The organism is Pseudomonas agarici, assembly GCF_001543125.1.
Lineage (GTDB): Bacteria > Pseudomonadota > Gammaproteobacteria > Pseudomonadales > Pseudomonadaceae > Aquipseudomonas > Aquipseudomonas agarici.
Window position 1 is genome coordinate 4901742 of sequence record NZ_CP014135.1, and the last position, 15918, is coordinate 4917659.

The 15918-nt window shown below is 53.0% G+C and carries 14 protein-coding genes and 1 tRNA gene; 7 read left to right on the plus strand and 8 right to left on the minus strand.

From position 1 onward, the window contains the following. Positions 1–167: 167 nt before the first annotated feature. Both AWM79_RS21440 and AWM79_RS21445 read right to left on the minus strand, forming a co-directional pair. On the minus strand, positions 168–890 hold the full coding sequence (locus tag AWM79_RS21440) for a lysophospholipid acyltransferase family protein (protein ID WP_017133989.1): 723 nt from the start codon (positions 888–890) through the stop codon (positions 168–170). Between the two features lie 217 nt (positions 891–1107). Continuing rightward, on the minus strand, positions 1108–1797 hold the full coding sequence (locus AWM79_RS21445; RefSeq protein ID WP_017133990.1) for a crotonase/enoyl-CoA hydratase family protein: 690 nt from the start codon (positions 1795–1797) through the stop codon (positions 1108–1110). A 320-nt stretch (positions 1798–2117) separates the two neighbouring features. On the opposite strand from AWM79_RS21445, the gene AWM79_RS21450 reads away from it, so the two are divergent. After that, positions 2118–2207 (plus strand) — tRNA-Ser (locus AWM79_RS21450). Positions 2208–2797: 590 nt separating this feature from the next. Continuing rightward, entirely contained in the window at positions 2798–3520 is a 723-nt protein-coding gene (locus tag AWM79_RS21455) for a hypothetical protein (RefSeq protein ID WP_060783742.1), read from the plus strand. 226 nt (positions 3521–3746) lie between these two features. On the opposite strand, the gene AWM79_RS24620 is transcribed toward AWM79_RS21455, so the two are convergent. Then, positions 3747–3983, minus strand: a complete 237-nt coding sequence (locus AWM79_RS24620) for a helix-turn-helix domain-containing protein (RefSeq protein ID WP_082712656.1) — start codon at positions 3981–3983, stop codon at positions 3747–3749. 271 nt (positions 3984–4254) lie between these two features. Between AWM79_RS24620 and AWM79_RS21460 the strand changes: the two genes are divergently transcribed. From AWM79_RS21460 to AWM79_RS21480, 5 genes are all read left to right on the plus strand, one after another. Then, on the plus strand, positions 4255–4722 hold the full coding sequence (locus AWM79_RS21460) for a hypothetical protein (RefSeq protein ID WP_060783743.1): 468 nt from the start codon (positions 4255–4257) through the stop codon (positions 4720–4722). A gap of 332 nt (positions 4723–5054) precedes the next feature. Continuing rightward, entirely contained in the window at positions 5055–5255 is a 201-nt protein-coding gene (locus tag AWM79_RS21465; RefSeq protein ID WP_060783744.1) for a hypothetical protein, read from the plus strand. 229 nt (positions 5256–5484) lie between these two features. Beyond that, positions 5485–6105, plus strand: coding sequence for a recombinase family protein (locus AWM79_RS21470; RefSeq protein WP_060783745.1), 621 nt, complete (start codon positions 5485–5487; stop codon positions 6103–6105). Positions 6106–6481: 376 nt separating this feature from the next. After that, positions 6482–7330 carry an exonuclease domain-containing protein gene (locus AWM79_RS21475; protein WP_060783746.1) on the plus strand — a complete coding sequence of 283 codons (849 nt, stop codon included), beginning with the start codon at positions 6482–6484 and terminating at the stop codon, positions 7328–7330. 76 nt (positions 7331–7406) lie between these two features. Next, complete coding sequence (locus AWM79_RS21480; RefSeq protein ID WP_060783747.1) at positions 7407–7991, plus strand: hypothetical protein; 585 nt, start codon at positions 7407–7409, stop codon at positions 7989–7991. Positions 7992–8343: 352 nt separating this feature from the next. On the opposite strand, the gene AWM79_RS21485 is transcribed toward AWM79_RS21480, so the two are convergent. The 5 genes from AWM79_RS21485 to tagF all read right to left on the minus strand — a co-directional run bounded on the left by AWM79_RS21485 (position 8344) and on the right by tagF (position 15901). Continuing rightward, positions 8344–9855, minus strand: coding sequence for a tyrosine-type recombinase/integrase (locus tag AWM79_RS21485; RefSeq protein ID WP_060783748.1), 1512 nt, complete (start codon positions 9853–9855; stop codon positions 8344–8346). Between the two features lie 776 nt (positions 9856–10631). Continuing rightward, positions 10632–11729 (minus strand): type VI secretion system protein TssA, encoded by a 1098-nt coding sequence (gene tssA, locus AWM79_RS21490; RefSeq protein ID WP_017133991.1) that lies wholly within the window; start codon positions 11727–11729, stop codon positions 10632–10634. Between the two features lie 89 nt (positions 11730–11818). Beyond that, positions 11819–12337 carry an Hcp family type VI secretion system effector gene (locus AWM79_RS21495; RefSeq protein WP_017133992.1) on the minus strand — a complete coding sequence of 173 codons (519 nt, stop codon included), beginning with the start codon at positions 12335–12337 and terminating at the stop codon, positions 11819–11821. Positions 12338–12485: 148 nt separating this feature from the next. Continuing rightward, complete coding sequence (tssM, locus tag AWM79_RS21500) at positions 12486–14978, minus strand: type VI secretion system membrane subunit TssM (RefSeq protein WP_017133993.1); 2493 nt, start codon at positions 14976–14978, stop codon at positions 12486–12488. Next, a complete protein-coding gene (gene tagF, locus AWM79_RS21505) occupies positions 14975–15901 on the minus strand; it encodes a type VI secretion system-associated protein TagF (protein ID WP_026013401.1) in 927 nt (308 codons plus the stop codon). The genes tssM and tagF overlap by 4 nt, the downstream gene beginning before the upstream one ends. Positions 15902–15918 lie beyond the last annotated feature (17 nt).

A 15918-nucleotide genomic window follows, 5' to 3' on the forward strand; every position in this document is an offset into this window, starting at 1 on the left:
ATGCTGATCGCTTCTTCTTTAAAAAGGGAAAAGACAGGCTGCAGCTTAGCCTGCCCGGCTTCTTCAGAGTCGGCAAACTATCGGGAGTTCGTGGAAAAGCCGCAACGTTCATGTCGTGGCGTCTTTGCACAGCAACCGCGCCGGCCTGGGCGCGCGAAGATGCTTGATCAGCCGACTTGCAGCTGGCGGTCCATTGCGGCGATACAGTCACGCATCTGTTCCCGACACTGGTCGATCAGCATCGGCATATCGTCCAGCGTCAGTCCCGCGGTGGGGATCGCCGGCAGCGAGCGGATCAGCACCTTGGCGCCGTGCCAGCGGTTCAGGCGCATATGCCTGATATAGCTGCTGGCACACACCGGCATGATCGGTACGCCAGCAGTGATCGCCATCTGAAACGCCCCTTTCTTGAACGGCAAGAGGTCTTCGCCACGATTGCGAGTGCCTTCGGGGAAGACCCAAATCGAGGTGTCCTTGTGTTGCAGGGTCTCGGTGGTACTCAGCATCGATTGACGTGCCTTGCAGGCATTGCCGCGATCGATCAGCACATTGCCCGCCAGCCAGAACAACTGGCCGAACAACGGAATCCACTTCAAGCTCTTCTTGCCGATGCATACCGTGCGCCGTGGCACCACATTGCCGAACACGAACAGGTCGTAGTTGGACTGATGATTGGCAATGATCACGCAGCTTTGCGACTGGTCCATCAATGGCCCGACCTCGGCCTTCACCCGCAGGCGCAGAATACACATTGCCGGCCAGGCATACAGGCGGGCGCACAAGCGGTTGTTATCCGGATGGAACGGGCGACAGAGCCCGAGTATCACGCCGATGATACCTGCAACGATAAAATTAAGCCCCATCAATAACATACGTAATAGAAACAGCATCTAACGGGCCCGCCAGGACAAAAGGTGGCGCAGTGTACGGAGGTGCATTGTCCTCGGCAATTAGCCGGATAGAGGCAGGAGATAGGCGATGTTTTAGCGCATGTTTCCCCGGAGAGTGTCAGGCGCGGTCTAGAGCGGTTGCAGTGGGTACAAACACGTCTGTAGGAAAAGGCCCGACTAAATGTCGGGCCTTTTCCACGGGCAAAAGGTTCGAGGATCAGCCCATAGGGTCCTGATCGAGAATGATCGCGTGATCCAGGGTTTCCAGCAGCGCCTGACGCACTTTCAGCTTGGTGTTCTTGTGAGCAGTCATATTGATCTTCTTCAACTGCCGGGCCGCGTTCAGGGCGGCCTCCGGCAGGGCTTGCGGCGTGACCAGCTTGTCGAGGAAACCGGCGTCCACCGCGTCTTGCGGGTTGAACATCTCGCCATTGATCACGGCACGATGGAAGGCCGAGCGGCGCAACCGGTCGCGGGCGATCTCGATCCCGGCGTGATGCATGGTCATGCCGATCTGCACTTCATTCAGGCCGATGCTGAACGGCCCGTCGACACCGATGCGGTAGTCGGCCGACAGCAGCAGGAATGCGCCCTTGGCCACGGCATGGCCTGGGCAGGCGACAATCACTGGGAACGGATGGGACAACAGGCGGCGGGAGAGGGTGGAACCGGCGGTCACCAGACTGATGGCTTCCCTGGGGCCGGCGGTCATCACTTTCAGATCGTAGCCACCGGAGAGAATGCCGGGTTGGCCGGTGATGATCACCACCGCATGGTCGCGGGTGGCCTGGTCCAGGGCGGTATTGAAGGCGGCAATCACCTCCGGGGAAATGGCATTGACCTTGCCATTGCTCAAGGTCAGGGTCGCGATGCTGTCTTCGAGGTGGTAAGAGATCAACTCACTCATGAGGTCATTCCTTATAAAGAAGTGGCACAGACGTTACCCAGCCGCATGGGAGAGGTAAAGCGCCGTGACTGACTGGTGAGTCAGGTTTTTCCGTCCGAACCGCGCTCAGGAGGTTGCGCCAGATGCCCGCCCTGTCTTTATGGAAGGCGCTGAGTTGTGCCAGAGATTGGCAGGTTTGCCTTGACTGGCGGGTGGGCGACTGGGGCGACGTTGGTTATTTGACTTAAGCGCATGAAAATTCTGAAAAAAACCTTTGCCATTGGAAAAGCTTTCGACTACATTAGCGCGCCTCGACAGACTGAATCGGTTTGACGAGATACGGTGAAGTGTCCGAGTGGCTTAAGGAGCACGCCTGGAAAGTGTGTATACAGGAAACTGTATCGAGAGTTCGAATCTCTCCTTCACCGCCACATTTAGAAAAGCCCCGCAAATCAACGGTTTGCGGGGCTTTTTGCTTTCCGATTGTACTACCCGTTTGTACTACTATTTTTGGGTGTAGGTCGGATGATCTGCTTCCTCTATAGGTGGGTTGCGAATGTGCCCGTCCTGGGGTCTTCGCAAGGTATTTTTCCGTCGGGCTATCGGCAACGAATCAGTTCCTGCACGTAGGGCTTTTAAAGATATTTCTACAATGTGTTTAGATTGCGGTGGGGGAGTCGTATACTGGAACGTATAACCATCCCTAGAAAATCCGTGATATGTAGCTTTCGTTGGTGGTGGTAGTTATCCCCGCAAATGATTTTATAAAAATCAAAAAGTCTATTTTCCTTGCCGGAACTACGGTCAAAATAATACTGACTTGCAAGCACCGCAATAGTCTCTGAGGCCGCATACTGCTTGATGTAGGCTATGTTTTGCGACCGGGATATTTACCACTCTATACTATTCTGCTGTATCTACTTCATTGCCAGTTCACGTTGAGTGATCCGGTTTGTGTTGTGTTATTTTAGGGTGTTATTTCATTCATCCTACCGGGAAATAGAATTAGTCAAGAATAGTCATGCCAAAAAAAGAAAATCATTACTTCCAGAAACGCTTTCTGGGAGCTTCAGTCAAGTGCGATACCGATTACCCATCATTAATACAAATTATAGAGGCTCTGTATGTGATGGTGTATGGGTGCACGCAAGCCTATGCTAGGCAGCGCGGCTATCATGTTAGGCTTAGATTTACAGAAAGAATGGACAGCCGTAAGTTCAGCGCTAGGCTTTCTACTTACTACAAAAGGAAGTCCGGCTACATACCTCTGCGCTTAACGGCTGTTGAGCTCGATGAAGATGAAGAAAGCTTGCATTATCACTATGCTGTGATACTGAACGATGGACTTGATCGGAGATCAAGCCTTGAGCACTTCATGGCCCAACTCTTGGCTGGCGGGTTTCTAGCTAACTATCAAGTCATCCGCCCTGACATTGACCCCTACGGGCATCACCTTCGGACGCTGGAAGAAAGGGATAGCTATTTTGAGTGGATGAGTTATCTGGCGAAAGTCGCAACCAAAGCTGATACAGGGCAGGTGTGGAGCCCATGCCGTGCGATCAGTCGTTCGCTCAAAGAATGGAAGCTCGCTGGCAAGCCTGATTTAAGAAAACAACTATTCGGACAACAACGGATAGATAACAACGCGGACGTTGATATTTTTGAAGTTATGCAATTGGTTGATGTGCAGTCCGTGTTTATGTTGCCGCACATGCCCCTTCAGGCGCCGCCTGGGGCGACTTAAAGCACTGACCTATAGGGGTGTTGAGGTGCCGCGAGAAAAGCCTTTGGGGGCGACTGTGGCGGATTACAGCCAGTTTGATGGAATTCTATCTGATCAATATAACTGTCCTCTCCGAGTTGGGCATTCTTTGGGCTGATTACACTCTCTCTATATAGCGGATTTCAGTTTCTGGGTGATAGGCTTGTCCAACATCCTTCTATAAGTGTGCTGACCTGCATCGGAATCATTAGGGAGTCGATGCATTTGTTAATATTTCTGTATCCGCAATTAGGTCACTAGGCCGGCACACGAGTGCGGCGGACAATTTGAATATTGTCGTGATCGTTGGTTGATAGACCCCGCGCTCTAAGAAGCTTATGTAATTACGTTGAAGATCCGCTAGGTGTGCTAACTCTTCTTGCGTTAGCCCCATGTCTTTGCGTCTTTTTTTTAACGCTTTTCCAAATGCAGCCTCGATTTTCACTTTGTTCCCCCGACAAAGGGAGACTTTCGTGCACTATGGAAAAAACGTCCTCATAGTATGCTATGGATTTTTTTGAAAAACTGGCATGATGATGGCGCTATGGCACCACAAAGAAGGTTTTGATCGACAGGGTAGCCATGCGGCTTTTTGCTGTTTTGAATGTATCGGTTTCTGAGGGATACATATTTTTCAAGATCACATGCTGATCCTGAGCTCAAGGCAGAAAAAAATACCTAATACAATAGTTTCCCACCGATGCAGAGGAAGCGACATGCTAGTTAAGAGCGTTGTAATTGGATTCATCGGCGGCATGGTGCTGAGCGCATCTGCAATTGCGGAAATTAGCAACAAATCTGGTGATTTCGATGTTCCACCAAAACAAGATATGTTGAATGATGGCTTCATGTGTAAAAGTGCTGATGTTCTATTTGAATTTTATGAAAAGGTGCCGGCCTCTGATCAAGATCGAGAAAAGTTTGCCGTTTCGTTTTTGACAAAACATTATAATAATGGGGATTGCTGGCATACTCCACCTTCAAGTGCATATCTCACAGGTTTTCGTTTCGCCGATGTCAAGCGATTAGATCGCAAGCTACCATCATTGGTGATTGTCCCGCGCGTGGTCGTTGATCGTCGCCTCGGATATGTCATCCCATCAATGATTCGCATGAATCTTCCCGATCTTGCAGAAGCTATTAAACAAAAAAATAAAGAGCGTGGTTGGCCGGTAATCCAATAGTACGTTGATTGACCAGCTAAAACTAAAGGGCTGTTAGCTATGGCTAGCGCAGCCCTTGTCCCTTATTGAAGCCAAATTGGTCTTTTCTACTATCCGATGGCTCTAGTCGAGGGCTGTTAAGCTGGCTTTCGTTCGAGTGATCCAGATTCAGTTTTCTGTACCCAAAATCAATTTCTGCATCTGAGTCGCGATTAATAACAGCTGATCGCAAGATCATACTTGTAAAATCTTGTAAATAGAAATCCGACGAACGGTGTTGTTTTGATGCGAAGGTTTATGGTGAGATTCTCCTAACGGCGAGAGCCCTCGCTGTGAAACCCGAGGTGATTGATATGAATCTGTACGAAGCTGAGCGCCGTCTGTTGCTGGCGATCCATGAAGGCCAAGAAGTTGCGGAGGGCGAGGAATACGACACATGTGCTCGCCTCATCCATTACGGTCTTGTCAAAGGTGATGACATCTCGAACTTCAAGGGCAACAGGTATGGTTATTTGAAGGCAACCGCAATCGGTCGTGAAGTGCTGGCAGCCTGATACGCGCTGCACCATCGCCCCTGAGCCTGATCACCAAAGGCTACACCCGCAACACCATCTACAGACCAGCCACTCACCCACCAGCGACATGCGCAAATCGCTATCAAAGAAGTCTACTTGTTTGGTAGTGCGATAACCGCCTATCGGTCACTATCAAATAACTATGTACGATAGCTATATGATCGTATTATCATAAATCTATAAAATAAATAGCTAAAGGATAGCTAGCATGAATACGCATTTGTATCTCCGAGCTTCAACCAAGGACCAAGATGCCAATAGGGCCAAAGTTGCTTTAGAGGCTTTTGCCATTGAAAAGACCCTGACCATTGTTGGCGTGTACGCTGAAAATATCTCGGGCACTAAGCTCAATCGTCCCCAACTGATGCGTCTACTGGACGTCGCTGCGAAGGGTGACGTCTTCCTGTGTGAATCCGTTGACCGCCTCAGTCGCTTGTCACAATCAGACTGGGAAACCCTGAAGACCACCATCAAGGCAAAGGGCCTCCGTCTGGTCATCGCTGACCTGCCAACGACCCACCTGATGGTCGAAGACAAGGGCGACACCGGACAAATTATGGAGGTCATCAACAACATGTTGCTCGACCTCATGGCTACCATGGCCCGTTTGGACCAAGAGAAGCGTGTAGCACGCATCAATCAAGGGCTGGCAAACAAGCGTGCGGCTGACCCAGATTGGAAACCAGCAGGCAAGGGTAAAGATGCTGTGTTGTGGGCGATGGTACAAGCACTGATGGTCAAGCACCCGACCATGTCGGCCGATCAGATAGCCAAGCTGGCTGATTGTGGCGTTGCGACCGTGTACAGGATCAAGCGTGAGACGAAATAGCCATTGTGGGGTTCACAAACCCGCCTAATGGATGCTTTGTCATGCGCGCTGCTTTTGGGGGCAGATGAACTCTGGATAAATGTCCTTCGGTAACTGGCAGGACATCCTGTCGATTTCAACCGGTCGTAACAGGCGACAATCGGCCAAAAGTGGACGGTGGACACGGTGATGGCAAATGGGTAGGGTCACTGGCGCTGCTTTCGACTCTAGAGGGTAGCAGGGCTTGCCGTCATCCATGTCGCGTTTCTCCCTGAGCAATGTCGCTATGCCGCGACCATCTCTAAGCTAGACAAGGACTTACAGGACGACAAGGAACGTTATACGACACGCCATCGCGACAAGAAACGCGACATGGCATGTCGCCTAAGGAGACACCATGGATTTCGTAGTCATTGACGTTGAAACCGCCAATCCAGACCTTGCAAGCATCTGCCAAGTTGGCATCGCCGTTTTCTCAAACGGACAATTCTCAGAGTCATGGAGCACGCTCGTTAATCCAAATGACTACTTTGATTCTCACAACGTTTCAGTTCACGGCATAAATGAGGAAATGGTTGCATCGGCACCGCATTGGATAGAAGTACATGATCGCCTGCGAGCCAATTTCTCTAATCAAATATTGGCTAGCCATACGCCATTCGACAGAACTGCAATTCGTAGGGCCTGTGAAAAGTCTTCAACAACCTCACTTGATTGCCAGTGGCTTGATACGGCGCGAGTTGTTAGGCGCACTTGGCCTATTTTTTCGCAGTCTGGTTATGGGCTTGCAAATGTTGCCGCTCACTTCGGCATAAGCTTCAAGCATCACGATGCAGAAGAGGATGCGCGTGCTGCGGGTGAAATATTACTTAGAGCAATTCAGGAAACTGGTTCAAGTGCCGCCGATTGGTGCTCTTTGGCATTGCGACCAACTGCTTCATTAGCATCCTCCGAGGTTCGCACCGCCAATCCAGACGGCCCACTATTCGGTGATGTGGTTGTGTTCACCGGATCACTTTCAATATCGCGCCAAGAAGCTGCCAATGTTGCATCGTTAGCAGGCTGCAATGTCGCAACTGGCGTCACGAAACATACCACTCTGCTTGTTGTCGGCGACCAAGACATTCGCATGCTGGCTGGCGCAGAAAAGAGCGCTAAGCATAGGAAGGCCGAAGAACTCATGGCTAAAGGCCAGAAAATTCGCATACTCGGGGAAAGCGACTTTGGCCACCTCATTGGTGTGTAGTCGTCATTCAAGGATCGACCTTTTGGAATGCACCAATACGTGCCCTTAATTCCAAAGATAGGCTCAAGAGGAATGCATGGACAAACTCATATCACTGGTTTCAAGCCTGGAAGCAGCAATTCGCTACCTTCTGAGTGGCGCTGTGATTGCGACCATATTTGTGATGAGCCTGAATGATCCTCGGACCATCTTTCAATGGGCTCTGTCCAATCAAGTTCCCACTGCATTGTGTGTGGCCCTTGTCGGATTTACAGCTTTCTCAATCTACCGACTCGTTCTGTGGGTTGTTTTCGATTTTATAGCTTGGAAATTCAAGGCGTCGGCGCCGGCAGAGTTTTTTGTGGAAGGTGTTAGCTATGCCAAGCCTTACGCTAAGTTTCTTCGCTGGAGGCACTCAGAAGACCTGCCTCAGTCGCTTAGCGGCTATCTAACCTACCGCTGGTCTGTCGCACATTTCGCCTTTGTTTCCGGACTGTCGGGTCTCGTCGCGGCACTCAGTGGACAAAGCAATTCCATTATTGTCGACCTACGATGCTGGGTATTGCTCGTTTCACTTAGCGTCGCTGCGTTCGGCTTCTGCCAGATTTTTTTTCTTTACCGGGTGGAAAGGGAGCTGTGTCGTGATCGCAAGCCAGTTGCGGAGGCGCGAGAGCCTAACTAGCGGTTCAAGTCATTCGCTCCCCTCCGCTCGGGACGGGCTAAAGCCTTCCCCTTAACCTGAACATTATGAATGCCTGCATGCCTGCAAAGGGTCGTTCTCTGCTGGTCATGGCCGGGGCTACGCGAAAGGGTGACCCCGGGGACTGACTACGTGCTCTCAGAGAGGGCTAAAGGGCCAAAATCGATCCACTTTATCGGTATGGTCAGATCAAAAAAATCCGGCCGATATTTTTTCCGGATTTCAGAATTTTTCGTTTGCCTTTTTACGTACCATTCCTTGTCTGAAGCGGCATCGCGTCCCCCGTGGATGACACCGCAAATCAACTATTCTTTGTTTGACCAAGGCACCGGTGCTACTGGTGTGATGCACTAACTGACGCCAAGGTTAGTGTGGGAAGCTTGGAAATCGCAGCCAGCTTCTGAACAGTGCTCGCGCCTTTCGAGTAAACATCGTGTGTCACTGAGCCCGTTTCGTGTCCAACCAATTCTTTGGCTAGAGCATCTGGTACGTCGGCCCTGATCAGTTCGGTAACTACGGTATGCCGGAAACTGTGGAAGACGTGGAGTTTACTGAAGCCTGCGGCTGTACGCAGTCTGCCGAACGCCTTTGATATTGCATGTGAGCGTTTGCCGTAGTGGTTGGCGGTTTGTGTCGGGACCAGGAAGGTATCTACCGTGTTTTCAAGAAGGCGGTCCACAACGGGAAGTAGGCTTGTATGGATCGGCACCACACGTTTGCTAGCCTTACTTTTGCTCCGTGGGAAGTCCAAGCATCGGATGCCATCCACCGTGATCACGCTTTCTTTGTTTAGTCGGCATAGCTCTTCGATCCTAGCTCCGGTGTACCAGCCGAGCGTGATGAGGTCGGCGAGCGGTTTATCACCACCATTTAGTGCTGCTTGATGCAGCTTAATGGTGTCGTCCCGCGTGTAGATTTCCCTGTCTTTGCCTGCGGTCTCGGAACCTCCACCTTGGGGCAAGGCATGCCCTACGAATGGGTTTACCTTGTCTTTGTATTCTTCACGCCAAGCTGTGTCGTATTTCATCGCCCACTTCCAAAACGCAGTCCCAGCCATTAGGTACTGGCCTAGCGTCGCTGGTGCTCGATCCAATGACTTGAGCCATGCATCTACCGTGTCGAAGTTCAACACCAGCCCTTCGTCTTTAAGGAATGTCGAGAGCCGTTCCATTTTGCCTACTTGCTGATCGACGTGCTTAGGGGCACCGCCACGCTTCTCCCTGAATTCGCGATAGGTCGTCAGCCGACTTTTCGTAATTGGTGATTTGCTTCTGTGACTTGCAGGATCAGCAATCAGGGAAACGAGTTCAGATTTTTGGTCTGCGGAGACCGCGTACCTATGGGTCATCAATTTCTCAGCTAGCCGTCTATGGAATTCCGCCAGCTCGTCTTGGAGTTGCAGCTTGCCTGATAGGCCCTCGCCCAAGCGTTGTTTAACATGCGTCTCGAATGCCTCTACCAGTCGCGGATTGCCACGTAGGCGAGCTTCTAGTTCAAGATTAATAGGGGGTAAAGGCGGGATGACTTCGCCGATGATCGCTCGTTTCTGGTCCTGAAACATTGAGTTGACTGTTTCAATCGCATCAACAACATTGGATTGCCAGCCCTCGGGCAACTGCTTGCTTTTCCGAGCCGCCTCGATTTGTGCCCACCAAGTGGTGAGATGCACGCCTCGGCGTCGTTGTGCTTCAGTTAAAGATGCGGTCTGAAGCGATTTGATAAACACCTTACGACCGATGATCTTCTGGACATCCACAGGCACAGCAAGCCGAACGTACCAAGTAGATTCCCCCGCTTTCTGGACTAGGTTCTTGGTGTCTCTGATTGTGTTGCTAGATCTAGCCATTTCAGCGCCGAAATGAGGGTGGATGAATGTGGATTGTACTACCTTTTTGTACTACTAATCTTGCTGAAAGCCTCGCATTACAGCGGTTAACGGTCCGAATACTCTCAAAAATCGAATCTCTCCTTCACCGCCAAATTCTGAAAACGCAAACCCCTGATTTTCCTGGAGAAAATCGGGGGTTTGTGTTTTTTGGCGGCTGAAAAAGGGCGATAGGGGAACAATATGGGAATGCTTCTATGGGGCAGTGATCTCGTAAGCGGACGCCTAAGGCTTGATTTCAGCTGCATTCGAGGGCTGTCTGTGTGGTTTAGTAATCGCTTTCTCGCGGGAAAGTGATTGGGTTGGCAGAGAAAACGCTTTGAGGCATCAGCCTTCATGGAGATAAGAATGCGGCGAGAAGCTAGATTATTGCACTACTGTGTAATGTTTTATTTGTTAAATATTAAGGTTTAACTTAAAGACTTGCTTCAGAAGTATGAATTCATAGCATCCGGTCCATCCTCATTGATCCAGGCTCCAAAGTGCTGGCGGATAATGATCAAGCGATTGCACATTTTTGAGTAAGTCAGGCATCCGCTTCCACTCTGAGAGGTTCCCTGGATCACCATTCTTCAGGTCGTTCTGTCCGGCGGTGCAGAATACGAAGGGTTTTCACTTCGTTATGACACAATCATAAGATGCGATGAATGATGTGTGGCATCCGAACTTGAGCTAACGAACTAACCGCACAGGCCATTAGCGAAGATGTTTGCTTGTCCTTGGGTATCCATGGGGCATCAGGACTTCGTCTCTTTGGTTCCAAGTACGTCACGAATGCTATCGACGACGTTACGGTCCTTAATCACGTCATTCAACCATCCCTCAAGCGGCATGTTGCCCCATTTGATCGCGCGTTCGATCAGGTAGGGCACCGGGCTTTGGGGTTCGGCGTGTTTGAAGAATTGGGCGACGCTCGCGAGCATGGTGAAGGCTTCGTCGCGAGTCATTGGGGTGGTACGTAATACGGCTGGGTTGGGGGCTTGCTGGGCGGCGGGCATGGCAGCACCTGCTGGTGGCGCTTGGTTGATTTCAGGCGCATTGGGAGCGAGCTGAGCTTGCGCGGGATGGAGTTCGATACCTCGATCCTTCAACAGTTTCTCGACCAGTTGTGCGGTCCTGGACAGGATTTCCTCAAGTGCGGCAAAACTCGGTGTATCGCGGTCGAACAAGTCGTCACAGGTAGCCTGGAGTTGTTGGCAGGCCTGCACGCATGCAGCGATTTCGGTGGCCTTGAGGCACAGATGATCGGATTCGGTAAGGACGACTGAACGCTGGAAGGTTTCCGCGTTGATTTTGCCTTCCTCGAGGGCGTTACGCATGGCTTGGGGGTTCTGCAAGGCCAGGTTTTCGACGTGCCGGGATTCGTCATAGCGTAACAGGCCGAAGTTGTCTCCCTGGGTGATTGGCAGTGCGCCCACCACATCTGTCAGCGAGGTTTTCAGCCAGGCAAGGCGCGCATTGCGCTCTTCCACACCGTCTTCGAGCGACGGATACAGGTTTTCCCAGAACGCCCGCAAAATTTGCTCGGCCAGGGTCAGTCCGAAGTGAATGCCAACAAAATGGTATTGGTGCGCCAGGCCCTCGGCAAGCCAGGCCACCAGCATCAAATCCTTGCTCTGTTGCGCAAGACCTTGCGCGGCCAGGGTGATGGTCAAGTCCCAATCGGAGGATTTGAGTTCGGTTTGCCAGTCGCCCTGGGTCAGGTAATTGGGGTCTGCTCGACGCGCTTCTTTGATTTGATCAAACAGGGTGGAGAAACTCAGGTCCGCACCACTTGCGCCGTCGATGGGGGCGAGCAGTTCGGCCAGGGAAAGACCGTTGAAAAATTCAGGCATAGATAACTCTGCTCAGAAAAAACACCGTGCTTGCACGCAGGCACGGTGTTGAGTTGGGGATGTACACTCGGCGCGAAATCGCCAGATACTTAAGCGAAAACCTTGTTCGCGGTGCGATCCCAACCGCCGGTGACGTTACCGCCACCCTGGCCATCGGAGCGACTCTGTTGGGTGTAGGTGGTCTTGATGCGCGCGAAGTTGAAGCTGATTTCTTCGATCGGCAGGTCGCTGACCGCTTTGTCTTCGCCGCCCTGGCTGCCGCCAGCGATAGCTTTGACGGAGGACACTACGACTTCTTCCAGATTGATGGTCAGGTAGGTCAGCTTGTCGCCGCCCGCACGGTTGACGTTCAGTTGGATCTTGGCGATGTGGGTACCTTTGCAGCAGGCTTCGAACAGCTTCGCCGATGCTTTATCCACGGTTTTGCGGATGCTGAAATCGCTGAGAGCTACGCGCTCGGACGATGCGCCGCCCGAAGAGCTGGCAGTGGCAGAGGTGGCCTGAGTAGCGCCATATTCGTAGCCCAATACTTCAATCCAGTCCTTGTGTTTATCGTCCAGTACTTCGCCTGGAATGCCATCGATTTGGATATATGCATCAAATGCCATTTCTAACTTCTCCTTTCACTGTTTAAGAGTTGTACCGACCCGCTGTGGGGCTACAGCTCTTGCTTTAACTGTCCTGAAAACGATCAGGACAGGCTTCTTTTTCTGCCGCTCCGGCATAGGCTCAAGCAGCGGTATTTCGCTATAAGGCTCAGTTGAGCGCACGAACTTCGATCTCGACTCGTCGATTGGGCTCAAGACACTGAATCAACGTGGCGCGAGGCAATTGCATATCGCATTTGACCAACGGCTTTTCGCTGCCTTCGCCCACCGCGTCCACCAGTTCGACAGGTACGCCTTTGCCCACCAGATAGGTCTTGATGGTTTGCGCCCGCTGCCTCGAGACCACCAGGTTGCCCTGGCGATCCCCCAATGGGTCGGCATGCCCGGTAATGATGATTTTGCCAATGTCCGGTGTGCTCAATAGCTTGCCGGCGATAGCGCTCAACTGAGCCTGGCCTTCGCTTTTCAGGCTCTGGAAATCTGCGCGACCGAAGGCGAACAGCGTGTCGGATTCCAGGGTGATCGTCTCGATCGAACGCAGCGACTGGCTCAGCAGGCTATTGATGTAATTGCGTGAGCTGGAGATGAGGAAGGCGTTATCAAGGAGGCGCGGCACGTCCGGTTCGTGAATCTGATCACTGTAGAAATTGATCTGGCGGCTGGCGTACTCGTAATCCCCACCGACAGCCGTGGCGCTGTTTTGGGTGATGAGCTTGCCGGTCTGGCGAGCAATCGCCGGGTACCAGTAATCGGGCATTTTCGCTTTGAGAAGCGCCGGATCGGCCCTCTCTCGCTGGGCGCGCGACAACATGATGTAAGTGTCCAGGGTCGTGGTACCGAAGTTGGCGATAGATTGCGCACGATTGTCCGTCGGCAGGGCCTTGGGCTCCACGCTGTCGATACTCGTGACCGGGAACAGTTCCTTGGTGTTGCGCTGATAGACCTTGATGGTGGTCAGCAGGTACAACGAACGGGTGAGGTTGTCGGCGGTCGGTTTGAGCATCACGGTTTCCAGCCGCGAGAAATACTGACTCCGTAGCAACGGTTCGATGGCATGGCCCTGGTAAAGGCCCATGCGCATGCGCAGCGGTACGCCGTCTTCGCGGTGCTGGCGGTAGTAATGTGCGGTCCATGAACGCATGCTCTCCAGCGTATGCCAGGCCGTGTATTGGCCGGTGCTGGCGCGGTCATCGGTGGAGGATTGGGCCAGTTCGGCAGACAGGGTCTGGATCGTATTTTTGTTATTCCAATAGGACCAACCCCACACGCCACACAACAGCATTGCCAGGGCGCCGAAAGCGCCGATCAAGGCGGCCTTGCGTCGACGTTCGCGATCGTTGGTGGTGTACAGCGCCACCAGATGTTGGTCAGGAATGATCACTTTGCGAAACAGGCTATTGATAAACAGGGCATGCGGTTGCGCATGGCCGCCGGCGGGTTCCTGATCGCTCTCCAGCGAGAAACGTTCGGTGACCTGGCGGGCATGACCACCCATTTCCGGTCGATCGGCATCCAGTGCGCTGGTGAAGTAGAAGCCGCGCAGCAGTTCGGCGTTTTGATACGGGTTGGCCCGCAACAAGGCATCGACGAACAGTTGCAGACGCGGTTTCAAGGCCGCCAGTTCCAGCGGAAAGCGGTACACGGACGAGTTCTGGCGTGTGACCTGAATGTCCTGCAGCACCAGTTGCCGGTTGGCCACGGCCTGCCAGTAAGTAATCAGTTCATCCATCGCCACGCCAAAACGCTGGCCCCAGTCGGCCTGGTCAAAACCCTTGTGGGAGAAGGTCTTGCCCATCACTTCGCCGCGCGCCACGTCATCCAATTGGCTATAGAAGGGCGCAAATCCCGGCACCAGGTCGCACTTGGTGAACACCAGGTACACTGGCAGTCGCACTTCCAGCAGTGCATGGGTTTCCTGAATACGCTCGCGCAGGCGTTTGGCAATGCGCTCCTGATCTTCGCGCGAAGCTTGCAGGATGTCGTGGATGCTCACCGCCACAATCAAGCCATTCAGCGGACGTCGCTGGCGATGCTGACGCAGCAACTGCAAAAAAGCGCGCCATTTGCCGGCTTCTTCCTGGTCGTTCATGTAGCGGCCTGCGGTATCCAACAGCACCGCTTCGGCGCTGAAAAACCAGTCGCAGTGGCGAGTGCCGCCCAGGCCCGCCACCCGCGCACCCTCGCGTTCGGCATACGGAAAGTTCAGCCCCGACTGATACAACATAGTGCTCTTGCCCGCAGCCGGCTGGCCGATCACCAAGTACCAGGGCAGGGCATACAACGCATCCTTGGGTGGGGTGCCGCGTGGCTTGTTGCCGTTCAGGCGTTCGATACTTTGCAGCAGGCGTTCGCGCAACAGGCTGACTTCCTCACGGTCGGCCGGGCTCGCGTTCAGCACGGCCTGGTCGGCGTCTTCGCGCAGCAGCCCTTCGAGGTTGTGATGTCTGGAGACGCCGCGATACAGCAGCACCACATAGCCGGAGGAAAGCACCAAGAACACACCGATCCCGGTCAGCAGGCTATTGAGCGAATTGAAGTCGAACGCGTGGCCGATACCCCACACGATAAAAATCGTCAGGAAGAATAGGACCCCCAGAATGTAGGGTTGGTAGCACAAGAAATAATATTTAATTCTGTTCATACGGACTTCAAATCCAGGGCATCGACAAAACGGTCGATAACGTCATAAAGAGGGCGGTCTAGTTCAGGAAATGTCGATACACGGTGGTGCTCGTCGAAGACGTCGAACGGCGCCAACACATCGTAATTTTCCAGGCGCTCGCTGGTGCCGGTCAGTACCCGGTACAGGCCATTGCTGTTGCGCGAGGCAAAGCACAGTAGCTTCGGACGCATGAAGTCATCGGCCAACACACTGATTTGCGGCGCGGTATCGGCGCGCTTCATGCGCGTGAGCCAATCGATCCACAAGTCGGCGATGGGGTTCTTCAAACCCCGTTCGGCCGGCAGGGGGAGGGAGATCGCCATGCCGCTCTTGTGCTGCATCGGTTGTTGCAGGGCCCGCAGGCGGGTGAGCACCGCGTTGCTGACAAACTCAGGGTGCGAATCTTCCAGCGAGCGAGTGATGTCGCGCAGATTGAAATTCACCAGAAACTTGTCGTGCACGCGCCGGAACAGTTCAAAATCCTGGGCCTGCAACGGGCGCAAGGCTTTGATGCGTTCAAACAACACCGAGGTGCTTTCGCCCTGGACAGCCATGTGCAGCAACGGTTTGATCTGCCCGCAGAACAGTTCGCCCAGGGTAAACGGATTAACCAGGGTTTGGGCCTCGCTGGCCTTGAGCGTCTGGAAGATGAAAAACGGGTAGCGACGCGTGCTGAAATCCCGCGCACTGATCAGCCCGCCCAACAGCCAATTGCCGTTGCGCGCGCGATAGCTGAACAGGCACACCGGCAAACGATCGAACAGCTCTCGCCAGTCTTCGCGGTGTTGCATGGCCGACAGGGCCCCTTGCAACCAGGCGTCGAACTCGCGGACTTCTTGCGCCGCACCGTGCAGGCTGACGAAGTCCGCGCTGGCAGGCACTTTGCCGAAACACCCGATCACCGGCGGCACTCCCGATC

Bases quoted from the DNA above. Each gene is read 5' to 3' on its own strand.
- AWM79_RS21440 (WP_017133989.1), bottom strand. From the start codon at position 890: ATGCTGTTTCTATTACGTATGTTATTGATGGGGCTTAATTTTATCGTT.
- AWM79_RS21445 (WP_017133990.1), bottom strand. From the start codon at position 1,797: ATGAGTGAGTTGATCTCTTACCACCTCGAAGACAGCATCGCGACCCTG.
- AWM79_RS21455 (WP_060783742.1), top strand. From the start codon at position 2,798: ATGCCAAAAAAAGAAAATCATTACTTCCAGAAACGCTTTCTGGGAGCT.
- AWM79_RS21460 (WP_060783743.1), top strand. From the start codon at position 4,255: ATGCTAGTTAAGAGCGTTGTAATTGGATTCATCGGCGGCATGGTGCTG.
- AWM79_RS21465 (WP_060783744.1), top strand. From the start codon at position 5,055: ATGAATCTGTACGAAGCTGAGCGCCGTCTGTTGCTGGCGATCCATGAA.
- AWM79_RS21470 (WP_060783745.1), top strand. From the start codon at position 5,485: ATGAATACGCATTTGTATCTCCGAGCTTCAACCAAGGACCAAGATGCC.
- AWM79_RS21475 (WP_060783746.1), top strand. From the start codon at position 6,482: ATGGATTTCGTAGTCATTGACGTTGAAACCGCCAATCCAGACCTTGCA.
- AWM79_RS21480 (WP_060783747.1), top strand. From the start codon at position 7,407: ATGGACAAACTCATATCACTGGTTTCAAGCCTGGAAGCAGCAATTCGC.
- AWM79_RS21485 (WP_060783748.1), bottom strand. From the start codon at position 9,855: ATGGCTAGATCTAGCAACACAATCAGAGACACCAAGAACCTAGTCCAG.
- tssA (WP_017133991.1), bottom strand. From the start codon at position 11,729: ATGCCTGAATTTTTCAACGGTCTTTCCCTGGCCGAACTGCTCGCCCCC.
- AWM79_RS21495 (WP_017133992.1), bottom strand. From the start codon at position 12,337: ATGGCATTTGATGCATATATCCAAATCGATGGCATTCCAGGCGAAGTA.
- tssM (WP_017133993.1), bottom strand. From the start codon at position 14,978: ATGAACAGAATTAAATATTATTTCTTGTGCTACCAACCCTACATTCTG.